This is a genomic window from Arcobacter sp. ISO1 (assembly GCF_058105185.1).
This window is the reverse complement of record NZ_CM176573.1, coordinates 2,975,219-2,988,109: the sequence shown is the minus strand read 5'-3', so window position 1 is coordinate 2,988,109 and position 12,891 is coordinate 2,975,219. Positions and strand designations below refer to the sequence as shown.

The 12,891-nt window shown below is 26.5% G+C and carries 14 protein-coding genes; 8 read left to right on the top strand and 6 right to left on the bottom strand.

Going from position 1 to position 12,891, the window contains the following annotated elements; genetic code table 11:
* Window position 1: 1 nt before the first annotated feature.
* Window positions 2-310, bottom strand: coding sequence for a hypothetical protein (locus AC2TY9_RS14855; RefSeq protein WP_489778307.1), 309 nt, complete (start codon window positions 308-310; stop codon window positions 2-4).
* A 43-nt stretch (window positions 311-353) separates the two neighbouring features.
* Between AC2TY9_RS14855 and AC2TY9_RS14850 the strand changes: the two genes are divergently transcribed.
* The 3 genes from AC2TY9_RS14850 (at window position 354) to AC2TY9_RS14840 (ending at window position 2,102) form a co-directional block, all read left to right on the top strand.
* Entirely contained in the window at window positions 354-776 is a 423-nt protein-coding gene (locus AC2TY9_RS14850; RefSeq protein ID WP_489778305.1) for a secondary thiamine-phosphate synthase enzyme YjbQ, read from the top strand.
* 127 nt (window positions 777-903) lie between these two features.
* Complete coding sequence (locus tag AC2TY9_RS14845) at window positions 904-1,494, top strand: TetR/AcrR family transcriptional regulator (protein WP_489778303.1); 591 nt, start codon at window positions 904-906, stop codon at window positions 1,492-1,494.
* Between the two features lie 47 nt (window positions 1,495-1,541).
* Window positions 1,542-2,102 carry an NAD(P)H-dependent oxidoreductase gene (locus AC2TY9_RS14840; RefSeq protein ID WP_489778302.1) on the top strand — a complete coding sequence of 187 codons (561 nt, stop codon included), beginning with the start codon at window positions 1,542-1,544 and terminating at the stop codon, window positions 2,100-2,102.
* 8 nt (window positions 2,103-2,110) lie between these two features.
* Here the strand turns inward: AC2TY9_RS14840 and AC2TY9_RS14835 are convergent, their stop codons facing one another.
* Together AC2TY9_RS14835 and AC2TY9_RS14830 are read right to left on the bottom strand one after the other, a co-directional pair.
* Window positions 2,111-4,099: a hypothetical protein gene (locus AC2TY9_RS14835; protein ID WP_489778300.1), complete on the bottom strand. Its 1,989-nt coding sequence runs from the start codon at window positions 4,097-4,099 to the stop codon at window positions 2,111-2,113.
* Window positions 4,092-4,994, bottom strand: coding sequence for a DMT family transporter (locus AC2TY9_RS14830; protein ID WP_489778299.1), 903 nt, complete (start codon window positions 4,992-4,994; stop codon window positions 4,092-4,094). Before AC2TY9_RS14830 ends, AC2TY9_RS14835 begins: the two co-directional genes overlap by 8 nt.
* A gap of 167 nt (window positions 4,995-5,161) precedes the next feature.
* On the opposite strand from AC2TY9_RS14830, the gene AC2TY9_RS14825 reads away from it, so the two are divergent.
* The 5 genes from AC2TY9_RS14825 (at window position 5,162) to AC2TY9_RS14805 (ending at window position 9,820) form a co-directional block, all read left to right on the top strand.
* Window positions 5,162-5,656, top strand: coding sequence for a hypothetical protein (locus tag AC2TY9_RS14825; RefSeq protein ID WP_489778298.1), 495 nt, complete (start codon window positions 5,162-5,164; stop codon window positions 5,654-5,656).
* Between the two features lie 69 nt (window positions 5,657-5,725).
* Entirely contained in the window at window positions 5,726-6,328 is a 603-nt protein-coding gene (locus tag AC2TY9_RS14820; RefSeq protein WP_489778297.1) for an RraA family protein, read from the top strand.
* 103 nt (window positions 6,329-6,431) lie between these two features.
* Window positions 6,432-7,778 (top strand): Na+/H+ antiporter NhaA, encoded by a 1,347-nt coding sequence (gene nhaA, locus AC2TY9_RS14815; RefSeq protein ID WP_489778296.1) that lies wholly within the window; start codon window positions 6,432-6,434, stop codon window positions 7,776-7,778.
* Window positions 7,768-8,448 carry a response regulator transcription factor gene (locus AC2TY9_RS14810; RefSeq protein ID WP_489778295.1) on the top strand — a complete coding sequence of 227 codons (681 nt, stop codon included), beginning with the start codon at window positions 7,768-7,770 and terminating at the stop codon, window positions 8,446-8,448. Before nhaA ends, AC2TY9_RS14810 begins: the two co-directional genes overlap by 11 nt.
* Window positions 8,438-9,820: an ATP-binding protein gene (locus tag AC2TY9_RS14805; protein WP_489778293.1), complete on the top strand. Its 1,383-nt coding sequence runs from the start codon at window positions 8,438-8,440 to the stop codon at window positions 9,818-9,820. Before AC2TY9_RS14810 ends, AC2TY9_RS14805 begins: the two co-directional genes overlap by 11 nt.
* Before the next feature lie 191 nt (window positions 9,821-10,011).
* Here AC2TY9_RS14805 and malQ read toward each other — a convergent pair whose 3' ends face one another.
* Genes malQ through AC2TY9_RS14790 form a run of 3 tightly spaced genes read right to left on the bottom strand, consistent with a single transcriptional unit; the run spans window position 10,012 to window position 12,587 of the window.
* Window positions 10,012-11,481 carry a 4-alpha-glucanotransferase gene (gene malQ / locus AC2TY9_RS14800; RefSeq protein ID WP_489778292.1) on the bottom strand — a complete coding sequence of 490 codons (1,470 nt, stop codon included), beginning with the start codon at window positions 11,479-11,481 and terminating at the stop codon, window positions 10,012-10,014.
* 35 nt (window positions 11,482-11,516) lie between these two features.
* Complete coding sequence (locus AC2TY9_RS14795; RefSeq protein ID WP_489778291.1) at window positions 11,517-12,158, bottom strand: DsbA family protein; 642 nt, start codon at window positions 12,156-12,158, stop codon at window positions 11,517-11,519.
* Window positions 12,159-12,170: 12 nt separating this feature from the next.
* Entirely contained in the window at window positions 12,171-12,587 is a 417-nt protein-coding gene (locus tag AC2TY9_RS14790; protein WP_489778290.1) for a disulfide oxidoreductase, read from the bottom strand.
* Window positions 12,588-12,891 lie beyond the last annotated feature (304 nt).

The window sequence follows — 12,891 nt, the reverse complement described above, 5'->3', positions numbered from 1 at the left end:
TCTAAAAACCCTGATATTTAAATCCCGTAGAACTACTTCCATCTTTTGACTTACCCTCTTTTTGTTTTTTTGTTGGAACATTTTCAATCCCTTTGAATGTGTCAAACCATTTAAGTTCTTCAGGAGCATCTGCTTCAAATTTTGTTTTTTTAGGTGAACTAAAATCCATTTCCCCAGATGAAAAATCTACTTTAGTAAAACCTATATATATAAAGATAATAATTGCAACAGCTACTAATAGTTTAAACAACATATCTAAAAACAGTCTTGTTTGAGTTTTTTTCTTTTGTATTTTTTCATTCTTTGCCATAAAATAATTATACTAAAAAAATTAACTTTTGCTATAATAAAAAATGAAGAGTTTACAAAAAGAATTTAATTTAAGAAAAAAGAATCGAGGTTTTCATCTAATCACAGATGAAATAATTTCAAATCTTCCAGAAATAAAAGATTTTGAAATAGGAACTTTAAATCTATTTATAAAACATACAAGTGCAAGTTTGACTATAAATGAAAATTGTGACCCAACAGTTAGAACTGATATGGAAAACTTTTTTAATGATGTAGTATCAAATAAATCATATTTTAAACATACATATGAGGGTGATGATGATATGCCTGCACATATAAAAGCTTCACTATTTGGTGTGAGTTTAACAATTCCTATTATAAATGGACAACTTAATCTTGGAACTTGGCAAGGTATCTATTTAGGCGAGCATAGAGATTATGGTGGTAGTAGAAAAATAGTTGCAACAATTATGGGAAATAATTGAATTTCTCTTCTATTTTCACTATTTTGCTTTTTTATTAGAAAATCACTTTTCTCTAACTTATCAATTGAAGAAAGCTCTTGACTTTTGTACTAGTTTGTGCCATAATTCAATTATGACAAATAAATCAATGAAAAACAGTATAGGTAGACCAAAAACTTTTGAGAAAGAAGATGTAATTAAATTAGCTATGAATCATTTTTGGGAACATGGTTATGAAGGAACAAATCTAGATGATTTATTAGTTGCAATGGGGATTAAAAAAAGTAGCTTTTATAGAACTTTTAAATCTAAAGAAGAGGTGTTTTTTCTTTCACTTGAACTTTATAAAAAAGAAACTTTTTTACTTTTAGAGCAGCTAAAATCTGAAATAGGGGTAAAGAAAACTTTAGTATATATTATAAAGTATGATATTGAAGAAGCAAAGAAATTAGGCAGATTAAAAGGTTGTTTAATTATCGATTGTGGAAAAGAATCTTATAAAAAGTTTGGAATTATTAGTGATTATATAAAGAATGAGATGAATAGTTTTGTTGAGTTTTTTACAGAGTTTGTAGAAGAAGGTCAAAAAAATGGCGATATTGGGAACAAACTTGATTCAAAACTATTGGCTGTTAGGTATCTAACTTTATATACAGGTATTATCTCTTCCTTGCAAGCAGGAATTGATTTTAATGTTGTAGATGATCTATTAATTTTTGTGGAAGAATTAATGGATTAATTTTTTTTGTTTAATTTTGTACTAAATAGTACCATAAAGGAAAAGTTATGAAAAATGTTTTAGTTATTGTTGCTAACCCAAAAAAAGACAGTTTATCATTTACCATAGCAGACAGGGTAAAAAAAGTAAATGAAGATATTAAAAACAGTGTTGAGATTTTAGATTTATATAAAGATGAAAAAAGACAAGACTTTTTTACATATGAGAAAGATGGATTTCACTTTGAACCAACCATAGAGATGCTTTATTATCAAGAAAAGATAAAAAATGCTGATGAGATAGTAATTGTCTTTCCCTATTGGTGGGGGAGTATGCCTGCAATATTAAAAAACTTTTTTGATTGGAATCTTTCTGCAGGCTTTGCATATACATATGAAAATGGAATGCCAAAAGGGCTTTTAAAAGGTAAAGATGTAAAAGTATATACTACAACTGGAGCTCCTAAATTTCTTTATTTTTTTAATGGAGCAAATAGAAGACTTAAAAAAATGTTCAAAAACCAAATTATAGAGTTTTGTGCTATGAATTTAAAAGAATTTAATATTTTTGGTGGAATTGATAGTGGTTTTAAAGGCGCACAAAAAATTCTTGATAGTATAAAGGCTTAGAAGTTTAATCAATCTAGATAATCAAATAGATTAGAAGGAGCCTTTTCTTTGAAAGGAGAAATTAATTTATAGGCTTCTTTTATATACCAATCATAGTTTAGATTTTTAAAATCAAAATCTTTACTATCGTTGCAAATACTAACTAAAAAACCAACATTTACACCTATGATTCTTTCTTCTTTATCATTTTTTAATGGAGGTAAGGTTTTTTTTAATGCTTTACCATTTGTTGAAATATAGTATCTTATTGTATTTTGTAAACTTATATACTCTTTTTTTGTTTTTGTATTTTCTTCTAAAACAAGTTTTATACCTCTTGTAGCTTTATAATTTAACATAAAATCAAATGGGTCTTTGTGATTTAAGATACTTTCTTCAATAGGAATATTTTTTATCAAATATGCTTCAACTGCTTTTTGAACCACCAAACTTGAATGGTTTTGATGCCATTCAAGGCTATCTTTATAAGCCCCAATTTTTTTAACACCACCATCTTTTTTAAGTGCGATATAATTGTTTACATCTCTAATCCAAATTTTCTCATAAAAACTTTCTTCTAAAACCATACCTGTAATATTTTCCCACTCTTTTAAGATACTAAAGAAAAGTTCTTTTTCTTTTCTCGGTACTTTTAAAGTTAGACCATCAGTATTTGCTTGGATTAGAAGAATTGAATCAATCTTAAGTTTTAGCATCTCAGATAGTAAACAAAGCATCAATTGCCCATTTAAAGTAATAGTTATAGTCATTTTATAATCATAAAATGGGCTAAACTTATTGTTTGTATCTCCATAACCTGCAGAGTTTAATGCAAGTTTTAACATCTTATTTTGTGGCATGCTTTTATCATATGAAAATCTTAGTTTTCTAATCTCATCATAAATATCTGCAAACTCCTCTCCTAAGTGTTCGGGATAAAGTCTATTTTTTACAACAATACTTGGATAATAACTTGCAACATCAACATCAATAATTTCAAACTCTTCATCACTTTGTAAAAAGCAACTTTCTAAGCTTCCATGTAAACCACCCGTTCCAATATCAACTCTAAAGTTATCAAAAAATACATGTAAACTTGAGGCTTTGCCATTTTTATTTATGTGAATATACTCTGCTAATTCTCCTAAGCTCTCTTTTGGAATATTTGAAAAAACTGTTGACATATCATTTGTATATTGCTTTTTTAAATATTCAAGTAAAGCTTTTAATTGGGGAGTTTGAAAGTTTATATAAGAAAATATAATTTGTGAAAAATCAAGATAGTTTCTAATTGTTTGTCTAGGTCTCCCATCTTTGTAGCAAATATTAGACCCAAGTTTATCTTCAAGGTTTCTAATAAAGTATCTTTTACCTATTTTTGTATCACTATAGTTCATCATATTTTCATTAAATTCTAAACTTAGTTTTTCTCTAAAACTGATGGCATCCTTTGAATGATTAAAAAATTTAGTAGTTGCTTTTACATCGTGGATATTGTAAGCTATAAGAGTGTCAAAACCTTTGCTTTGAAGTATAGTTCCAGGTGGAAAAGGCAAGTCTTCAATATTTTCCATTCTCATGTTTATCTCTAACATTTTTAAACTAACCATTGTAGCCCTATAATCAAAATTATGAACTTTCATTAAATCTACTTGATTTAGGATTATACTTTTTTTATCTTCTATGTAATTTTTATTTTCTTTGATTAATTTATTCGCATAGTTATAAATCTCAAAAGTGATTTTTTCTTCAGCATTTTTTTCTTTCTCTAGATTTTGAAAATTTGAGCTAAAAATAAATTGTAAAATAGGGTAGTCAAAATTTAAATTGTTATAACCAACTAAGGCTTTATTATTTTTGTTTAGCCAAAGAAGAGTTTGCAATAGTTTATTTAAATCATTTTTCCTTGAACTTATTTCAAATACTCTTTTTTCTCCACTTTGTATGTTTTGAATAACACAGGTAAAAATATTTGGATAAGTTTCTAAATCATATGAATAATATCTATTTTCAATCAATATTTGACTTTCCCTTTTTTCTTTTTATACTACTTATTAATCCTGAAATTATAACAAGAAATAAACCTATAAAATATATTGTTAAGATTTGCTCATCAAAAAATATTATCAAAAAAAATGCTGATAAAATAGGTGTTATAAATATAAAAGGTGCTACCTTTGAAGCATCAAAGGTTTTTAAAGCCTTTACCCAAAACAAATATGAAATACCATTTAAAAATGCACCATTGATTAAAATACTTATCCAATCTTTAGCAGATGGTAAAGTAAATTCTGAGAAAAATTGAACACTAATTATTGAGTAGATTATGGCAGAGAAAAAGTAAATCATAACTGCATTAGTAGCATTAACTTTTACAATTTTACTTAATACAGAAAATAGTGCAAAAGAAATTGCCCCAAGTATCACAATTAGTAAAACATCAATTTGCCCAAAGTCTAAACTTGTAAAGTCACCTTTTGTAATTACTAAGCTAACTCCTAAAAAACCTAATATCACAGAGAGTATTTTTTTCTTTGTGAACTCTTCTTTTAAAATAATTAAAGATAAAAAAACAATAAATATAGGCCACATATATTGTATAACCAAAACCTCTAAGCCATTTGCATGTTTATATCCAAAGTATAAAAGTAAATAGTAGAAAAAATCTAAGAAACCTAAAGCAAATAAAACTAAAACAATTTTTTTTGAGTAGGAATATATCTCTTTTAAATTTTTTTCAAACAAAGATACTATAAAAATTGAAAGAAAAGAGATAATAGATGAATAAAAAAGGTATTGATGGTGGTCTAAACCAGTTTGTGCAAATTTTGCAACAGTTGGTATTAGTGACCAAAGAAGAATACATAAAGCAATATAAATAATACCAATAGCTGATTCACTAAGATTTTTCATTAAACGTCCTAAAATAAACCGAAATTGTATCTATTATTTGTTTATGTTTTAAAAATTAATATGTAAGTTAAATGAAAAACTATCTAATAATTTTTATTCCTAATTAAAATAAACTTAGATAAATTAAAATTGAAGGACTAATTTGCTCATTTAAAGGGGAGATTATTATGCTTTCTTTATTATATTTACATCTTATTGCTTCTTTAATAATTTTTTTAAATCTATTGATTTTTAGTAGAAATGAATCAAATGATTTAGGCACCAAATACTTTTTGATCAATTACATTTATCACAAACATAAAAATTTGAGTTGTTTTATAATCTCTTTTCCTTTTTTAATTATCTTAATTTATTTTCTTTTAGAAGATGTGATTCTTATTGGAACTTTTTTTATATCAGTTTTATATACATATTTTTTATATGAAATTATTTCTAAAAAAAATATAAATAAAAGGGAAGCATATATTGCATGGTATAAACAGAATGTACAACATAGTCTTTCTATGCATGCTTATGATGTATTGAAAAAAGATTATACATTTTTAAATGAAAGGATAAGTAGAATATTTTTATTTAAATTTGAAATTATCTTTTTTGTTTGTTTGGTGATTGAAAGTGAAGTTGTTTATGAAGTCTTTACTTTATTTGATAAAATAAAATAAGTTTATATTTAAGTATTAAATTTTTAAAAACTAATTAGTATAATACCTTTTTAACATAAAGGAGTATTAATGGATTATAGTAAATTTGCAGATTTTTCGCCGTGTGATTATGCTGGACCTTTAAAAAGAGAAAGTTTTATGGACGCAGGAATTAAAGAATTATGGCCTAGAATTCCAAGAATTAGTGGACCAGCTTTTACTGTAGAAATGGTTGGTGGTGAAAATTTAAGTTTACACAGAGCAATTTATGAAGCTCCTGAAGGTTCAATTATTGTTGCACAATCGAATACAATGGATTACGCTGTTATAGGTGGAAATGTAGCTTTAATTGCTAAAAAAAGAGGAATTAAAGGTTTTGTTATAGATGGTTTAGTTCGAGATATTGGTGAGATAAGAGAGAATAAAGTGCCAATATTTGCAAGAGGTGTAATACCAATGCCAGGTGGTAAAAAAAATGCAGTTCCAGTAAATATCGCTATTATTGCTGGAGGAATTTCTGTAAATCCTGGGGATATTATTGTTGCTGATGAAGAAGGAGTTGCTGTTATTCCAATAGATAATGCTGAAGAGATTTATTATCAGACCAAAACAAATGTTGAAAAAGAAAAAGAAATGAGTTTTGAACAATGGGCAGATAATCATAAAGAAAAAATCGATTCCTTTTATAGTTAACTGTCAAGAAAGTGTCAATAAACAATGTATGATATTATTTACAAATATAATGTATAATTTGACATTTTAAAATAAAATTTACAATTTTTGTGGGAGATAAAAAATGAAACTTTATGCACCTTGGGAAAAAGCCTTTAAAAAAGTATCTACACCTTTTGAAGAGTTTTTACATGCCCAAACAACAACAGGACTAATTTTAATATTAATGACCGTTGTAGCTTTAATTTTAGCTAATTCACCTTTATATGAAACATATTCTCATTTTTTTCATATGTATATTGACTTAAATGTTGGTTCGTGGAAACTATCTCATAGTTTACACCACTGGATAAATGATGGTCTTATGGCAATATTCTTTTTCTTAATTGGATTAGAAATAAAAAGAGAGATAACAGCTGGGGAGTTATCAAATATAAAAGTTGCGATGCTTCCAATTTTAGCTGCAATTGGAGGTATGGTTTTCCCTGCTCTTATTTATACAAGTTTAAATTATGGAACAGCAGGTGCAGGTGGTTGGGGTATCCCAATGGCTACAGATATCGCTTTTGCAATTAGTGCTTTAGTATTACTTGGGAAAAGGGTTCCAACAGCACTTGTAACTTTTTTAGTAGCCTTAGCTATTGTGGATGATTTAGGAGCCGTTATTGTTATTGCATTATTTTATACAGATACAATTAATTTATTTCCACTTGGTTTAGCGGGATTAATGTTTTTAGTTATGATTACATTTAATAGATTTGGTATTCATATGATTTTGCCATACTTTATAGTTGGATTATTTATGTGGTTTTTTATGCTTGAATCAGGAGTTCATGCAACTATTGCTGGGGTTTTAGCTGCATTAGCAATCCCTTCAACTCCAAAAAGAGTTCCAGCGACTCTTGCTAAAGATACAAGAAAACTTTTAGATGAATATGAAAAATATCCAGTAGAAGATAACCTTGAATTGCACGAAAAACAAAAAAAGATTTTAACAAACATTCAAGATAAAATTGATGAGGTAGGAACACCAGCATCTAGACTTGAACATGGCCTTCATTTACCTGTAGCCTTACTAGTTATACCAATTTTTGCCCTTGCAAATGCTGGTATAAAAATCGATTTCTCTTCAATTGGTGAAACAATTTTAGAACCTGTTTCATTAGGGATAATTGGGGGTCTTATTCTTGGAAAAGTTATAGGAATTTTTGGAGTTTCATGGATTGCTGTTAAAATGAAAATTGCACAACTTCCAAAGGGAAGTAGTTTTAGTCAAGTATTTGGAGTTGCATTTTTAGGTGGTATTGGATTTACAATGTCTATATTTGTTGCTGATTTAGCATTTGTTGGAAATGAAGATCTTATTTTCCAAGCTAAAATAGGAATTTTAAGTGCCTCATTATTTTCAGGGCTATTTGGATATTTTTGGTTAAAATCGGTTTCTAAAATTAAGGAAACTAGTGAAAAATAAAAATGTCTTACTAATCGAAGATAATATTGAGTTACAAAACCTTATAAGTACTTTTTTAAAGTCTTATAATTATGATTGTTTTGTATATTCAGAACCTTTGGAAGCATTAGAAGAGTTTAAAAAAGACAGTTTAAAGTACTCTATTGTTATTTTGGATTTAGGTCTTCCAGGGATGGATGGCTTTGATCTATTTAAAAAACTAAAAGAGATAAAAAACATACCAATTATCATCTCAACAGCTAGGGATGATATTGGTAATAAAATTCATGGTTTTGAACTTGGAGCTGATGATTACTTATCTAAACCTTATGAACCTAGAGAATTAGTTCTTAGAATTGATGCAACTTTAAAAAGATATACAGATGATGATAAAATAAAAATCAATGACTTATTTATTGATTTAGATAAAAAAACTGTTTTTTTAGATGACCATCAAATAGAGTTTACAAAAATTGAATCTGAAATCTTTTTTATGTTTATAAATAATATTAATAAAATTGTATCAAGGGAAGATATTTTAAATCAAACAAGCCTAAAAAAAGATACAAAAAATAGAACAATAGATATGCATGTGAGTAATATTAGATTTAAAATAAATGATGACTCAAAGGATGCAAAATATATAAAATCTGTTTGGGGAATTGGGTATAAATTTATAAATGACAATTAGACAAAAACTTATAATCTCTTTTTCCCTAATCTTACTTATTACAATTTTTATAATTGGCGTATTTTTTTATTCAATTTACAATTTAAATGAAGTGCATATGGCTCAAAAACATAGATACGATCAAATTAGACGGGTAGAGCGTTTGAAAGAGTATAATCACTCTTTTTCATGGATTGTTCTTGATATTGTTACAGATTATGAAAAAATAAATATTGTAAAAAAAAGACTTAATAAAGCAGATGAACTTTTTGAAAGTTTGTTGTTAAAAAAAGAGATAACAATTGAAAATTCAGAATCTTTAGAGGAAAAAGAAAATCTAAAGTTATTGTTTTTACATTTTGAAAATTTATATAAATCAATAAGAGATGAACTTTATGCAATTGTTTTAAGCAAAAAAGATAAAAAAGAATTTAAAAGATTTAGTGAAAAATTTGATGTTTTAAGTAATAAAGCAGAAAAGCTTCTTATTGATGAAATTAGTTACTTACAAAAAGAATTAGATAAAACAGAAATACAAAGAAATGAATTTATTAATACAATTAAAATAGAAGTTGTAGCATTACTTTTCATAGCTTTTTTACTCACTTTTCTAATCTCAACAAAAATTATGAATGAGATTAAAGTGATGCTTGATAAGTTGAATAAAGGGGTACTTCAACTTTTTAGGGATGATGAAAATTCTATTAAAATCGATATTGGGAAAAATAATGAATTAAGTGAAATTACCAATAATCTAAATTCATACCTTGAAAAACAAGATGATATTATTCATTCTAGAGAAGAACTCTTAAGAAATATTAGTCATGAGTTGAAAACTCCAATAACAAAGGGTAAGTTTCTACTAGAAAACTTTAAAAATAAACTTGAAAAAAATGAATTAAGTGATGTAAATAGTGTATTTGTCGATATTGAAGAGCTTACAAGCAAACTTCTTCAAAGAGAAAAACTTAATTTTGTTACCTTAAATATTAAAGAATTTAAGGTAACAAGTTTGATTTTAGAGTCTTTATCAAAACTCTCAATTGATGATGAATCTAAAATCTTTTTAGATGTGGAAAATGATTTTAAAATTAAAGGTGACAAATACTATTTAACTATTGTTTTAAAGAATCTAATTGATAATGCAATGAAATATGCAACAAGTTATCCTATTAAAATTGAAACTTCAAATGATAAAATACTTGTCGAAAATATTGGCAAAAGGTTAGCCAATGATTTAATTTATTATACTAAACCTTTCACAAGAGATCCAAATCAACAAATAGGTCATGGTCTTGGTTTAAACATTGTAAACAAAATCATAAAAATGCATAATTTTAAATTAGAATATACCTATAATAAGTCTTCAAATATCTTTTCAATACATTTTTAAAATTTTGTCAATAAAATGTAAAGAATTATTGCATTTTCAAATTGACATAAAATTTGTATAATTATTTAAACAATTATCAAAGGATAAATTATGGAAATGGTAAGAAATGTAATTTTATTTGTTGCAATCTCTTTTGCAGCAATCGGGTTTATTAGTACAAGTTTTTAGTCTTCTTCAAAGAAGGAAAAAGTTTATATCTTTTTCCCTCTTAAATTAATCATATTCTCATTTAGTTCATCAGTTTTCATTCTGTAAGTCCAGTTCCCTTTTGCAACACCAGGTATGTTCATTCTATAGTTTTCATCAAGTAATAAAATATCTTGAATTGATATAACAGAAATTTTTGATTTTGTTTCTATTAAAGTTTCAATTAGGGCATTTTCAAATTCATCCATTGAGTTGATATTTAAAGCTGATAATATTCTATTTATTTCCTCTTTATCATCCTTATTTAAAAGCTCATTTTTCCAACCAATCAAAGTATTATTATCATGGGTTCCAATATATGAAATAGAGTTTTCTTCACAGTTTTCAGGTAAATAAGGGTTGTCCTTATTCCCATCATATGCAAAGGCTAAGATTTTCATTCCCGGTAGTTTATACTTTTCTCTCAAGGCATTTACTTCTGGGGTTATTTCTCCTAAGTCTTCTGCTATAATTGGCAGGTTCTCTCCTAATTCCTCTTTTAATCTTTGAAATAGTTCATCTCCATAACACTTTTGCCACCAACCATTTATTGCTGTTTCATCATCTTTAGGAATTACCCAAAAACTTTCAAGTCCTCTAAAATGATCAATTCTAACTAAATCAAAAAGTTCTAAACTATATTTTACCCTTTGTGTCCACCAAGAAAGTACATTTTCTTTGTTGTTCTCCCAATCATAAACAGGGTTACCCCATGATTGTCCATCTTCACTAAAATAGTCAGGTGGAACACCAGCTTTTAGTTTTGGTTGCATATCTGTATCTAATAAAAAAATCTCTTGGTCTCCCCAAACATCAGAACTATTTTTTGATACATAAATAGGAAGATCCCCAAATATTTTTACACCTTTGCTATTTGCATAGTTTTTTAGTTTCATATATTGTTTGAAAAATACATATTGGGTAAATTTATGATAGTTTAATTCATTTTCTTCTTTTAATATCTCTTGTATTATAGGGTTAGTAAGTTCTTTTTTTGCAATTTCTATTGGCCAATTATAAAAAAGTTTTTCATCAAGTTTTTCTTGTAATGTTAAAAATAAAGCATAATCATCTAGCCAAAATCTATTTTGTTCTGTAAAATTTTGAAAATCTTCATCTAATGTTGTCTTTGAAAATATTTTTCTTAAAAGTGTTTTTTTATATTCTAATGTTTCTTCACTTTCAAAACTATCATCTTCTTTTCTTTCTAGATTATTTATTTCCTCTTCTGAAATAAGTTTATTTTCAAGGAACTCTTCAAAATCGATAAATGATAAGTTTCCTGCAAAGGAGCAAACTGATGAGTAGGGTGAATGATCATTTTCAGTTGGATTAATTGGCAAAATTTGCCATATAGTAATATCGTTTTTTGAAAGGATATCAATAAATCGATAACTTTCACGTCCTAATGTTCCGATAACATAATCATTTGGTAATGATGATATGTGTGCTAAAATTCCAATTTCTTTTTTCATATAATACCTTTGGTGGTATTATATGATTTTTTTGTTTACAATTCTGATTCAATTAGTTTTTTTAGAGGTTCAAAGCCAAATTTCTGTAAAGGTTTACCATTTACTATATAACCAGGTGTCTTTGTAACCCCCAATTTCTCAGCATCTGCAAGATCTTGTTTTACTATTTCATCACCTTTTGAACTATTCATAAATTCTCCAAGTTTTTCCATATCTAAACCTTTAACATTTGGAAGTAAATTCCAAAGCATATTAGCTTGAACTTCATGATGTTTAATCCATTGTCTTTGCGTTGCAAACATAAATTCTAATGTTTCCATAAATTTACCTTGCTCTCTTGCTCCTTCAAGCATTTTTACTGCGTAATGAGAATTTTTGTGAAAAGGTGCATATCTAAGTACTATTTTAACATCACCATTATATTTTGTTAACAAAGTTTTTGTCAGATGATGAAATTGGGCACAAGTTCCACAAGCTGGGTCAAAAAATTCAACTAATTGAACCTTTGCATCTTTATTACCAATTACATATGAGTAAGGCCTTTGAAACAATAAAGCTTGCTCTTTTGCTAAAGCAACACTTTGTTCTGATTGAGCATTTTTATAAAAGTATGCTCCTCCAAAAAAAGCAATTATTAAAATTGCTATTGAAATAAAAACTATATTTTTATTTTGCATATATTCTCCAAGTTATTTTTTAATCGATATTAATAATATAAAAATTGCTAAATATGATACCATAGATAAAAGTGGAATAGTAACAAAACCAAACCAGTTTATATACTCAGTTGAGCAAGGTACTCCATTTGCACAAGGAACAGCTGATTCTGGAATAATACCAAACATTAAAAGGTTATGATAAATCGAGATAATTAAACCTATAAAAACTAAAGTAATGGCATATTTAAATACTTTGTCATCTGGATATAATAGATTTACCAAAAATATAAAAACAAGTGGATACATAAAAATTCTTTGATACCAACACATATTGCATGGAATAAATTGCATTATCTCACTAAAAAATAAACTTCCTAATGTAGCTGTTGTTGCAATTAAAAAACATAAAAAAATGATTTTTGAATTTGCCTTCGTATAAACGTCCATATCTAACCTCTTTAAAATAAATGAATGCTCATAATACTAAAAAAATCTAAAGAAAAAGTTAATGTAAAATTTAAAAAATTTGTAAAAATATTATATATAATCTAGTTGTCAAATTTGCACTTAATGAAGAATATAATTTATTCTTATAATTTTAAAATCATAGATATTTTAAAAAACAATAAGAAAAACAGATTTTAAACTCTTTGAAATATATTTTTAAAAGTAAAAGTTATATTAAAAATTTTTACATAGCTAAAATCAAATATAAAATATATAGTATTCTAAAGCTATTTTTTAATAAAAA

What these genes read in the sequence shown, in the direction of transcription:
- AC2TY9_RS14855 (WP_489778307.1), bottom strand. Translation starts at nt 310, where the DNA reads ATGGCAAAGAATGAAAAAATACAAAAGAAAAAAACTCAAACAAGACTG.
- AC2TY9_RS14850 (WP_489778305.1), top strand. Translation starts at nt 354, where the DNA reads ATGAAGAGTTTACAAAAAGAATTTAATTTAAGAAAAAAGAATCGAGGT.
- AC2TY9_RS14845 (WP_489778303.1), top strand. Translation starts at nt 904, where the DNA reads ATGAAAAACAGTATAGGTAGACCAAAAACTTTTGAGAAAGAAGATGTA.
- AC2TY9_RS14840 (WP_489778302.1), top strand. Translation starts at nt 1,542, where the DNA reads ATGAAAAATGTTTTAGTTATTGTTGCTAACCCAAAAAAAGACAGTTTA.
- AC2TY9_RS14830 (WP_489778299.1), bottom strand. Translation starts at nt 4,994, where the DNA reads ATGAAAAATCTTAGTGAATCAGCTATTGGTATTATTTATATTGCTTTA.
- AC2TY9_RS14825 (WP_489778298.1), top strand. Translation starts at nt 5,162, where the DNA reads ATGCTTTCTTTATTATATTTACATCTTATTGCTTCTTTAATAATTTTT.
- AC2TY9_RS14820 (WP_489778297.1), top strand. Translation starts at nt 5,726, where the DNA reads ATGGATTATAGTAAATTTGCAGATTTTTCGCCGTGTGATTATGCTGGA.
- nhaA (WP_489778296.1), top strand. Translation starts at nt 6,432, where the DNA reads ATGAAACTTTATGCACCTTGGGAAAAAGCCTTTAAAAAAGTATCTACA.
- AC2TY9_RS14805 (WP_489778293.1), top strand. Translation starts at nt 8,438, where the DNA reads ATGACAATTAGACAAAAACTTATAATCTCTTTTTCCCTAATCTTACTT.
- malQ (WP_489778292.1), bottom strand. Translation starts at nt 11,481, where the DNA reads ATGAAAAAAGAAATTGGAATTTTAGCACACATATCATCATTACCAAAT.
- AC2TY9_RS14795 (WP_489778291.1), bottom strand. Translation starts at nt 12,158, where the DNA reads ATGCAAAATAAAAATATAGTTTTTATTTCAATAGCAATTTTAATAATT.
- AC2TY9_RS14790 (WP_489778290.1), bottom strand. Translation starts at nt 12,587, where the DNA reads ATGGACGTTTATACGAAGGCAAATTCAAAAATCATTTTTTTATGTTTT.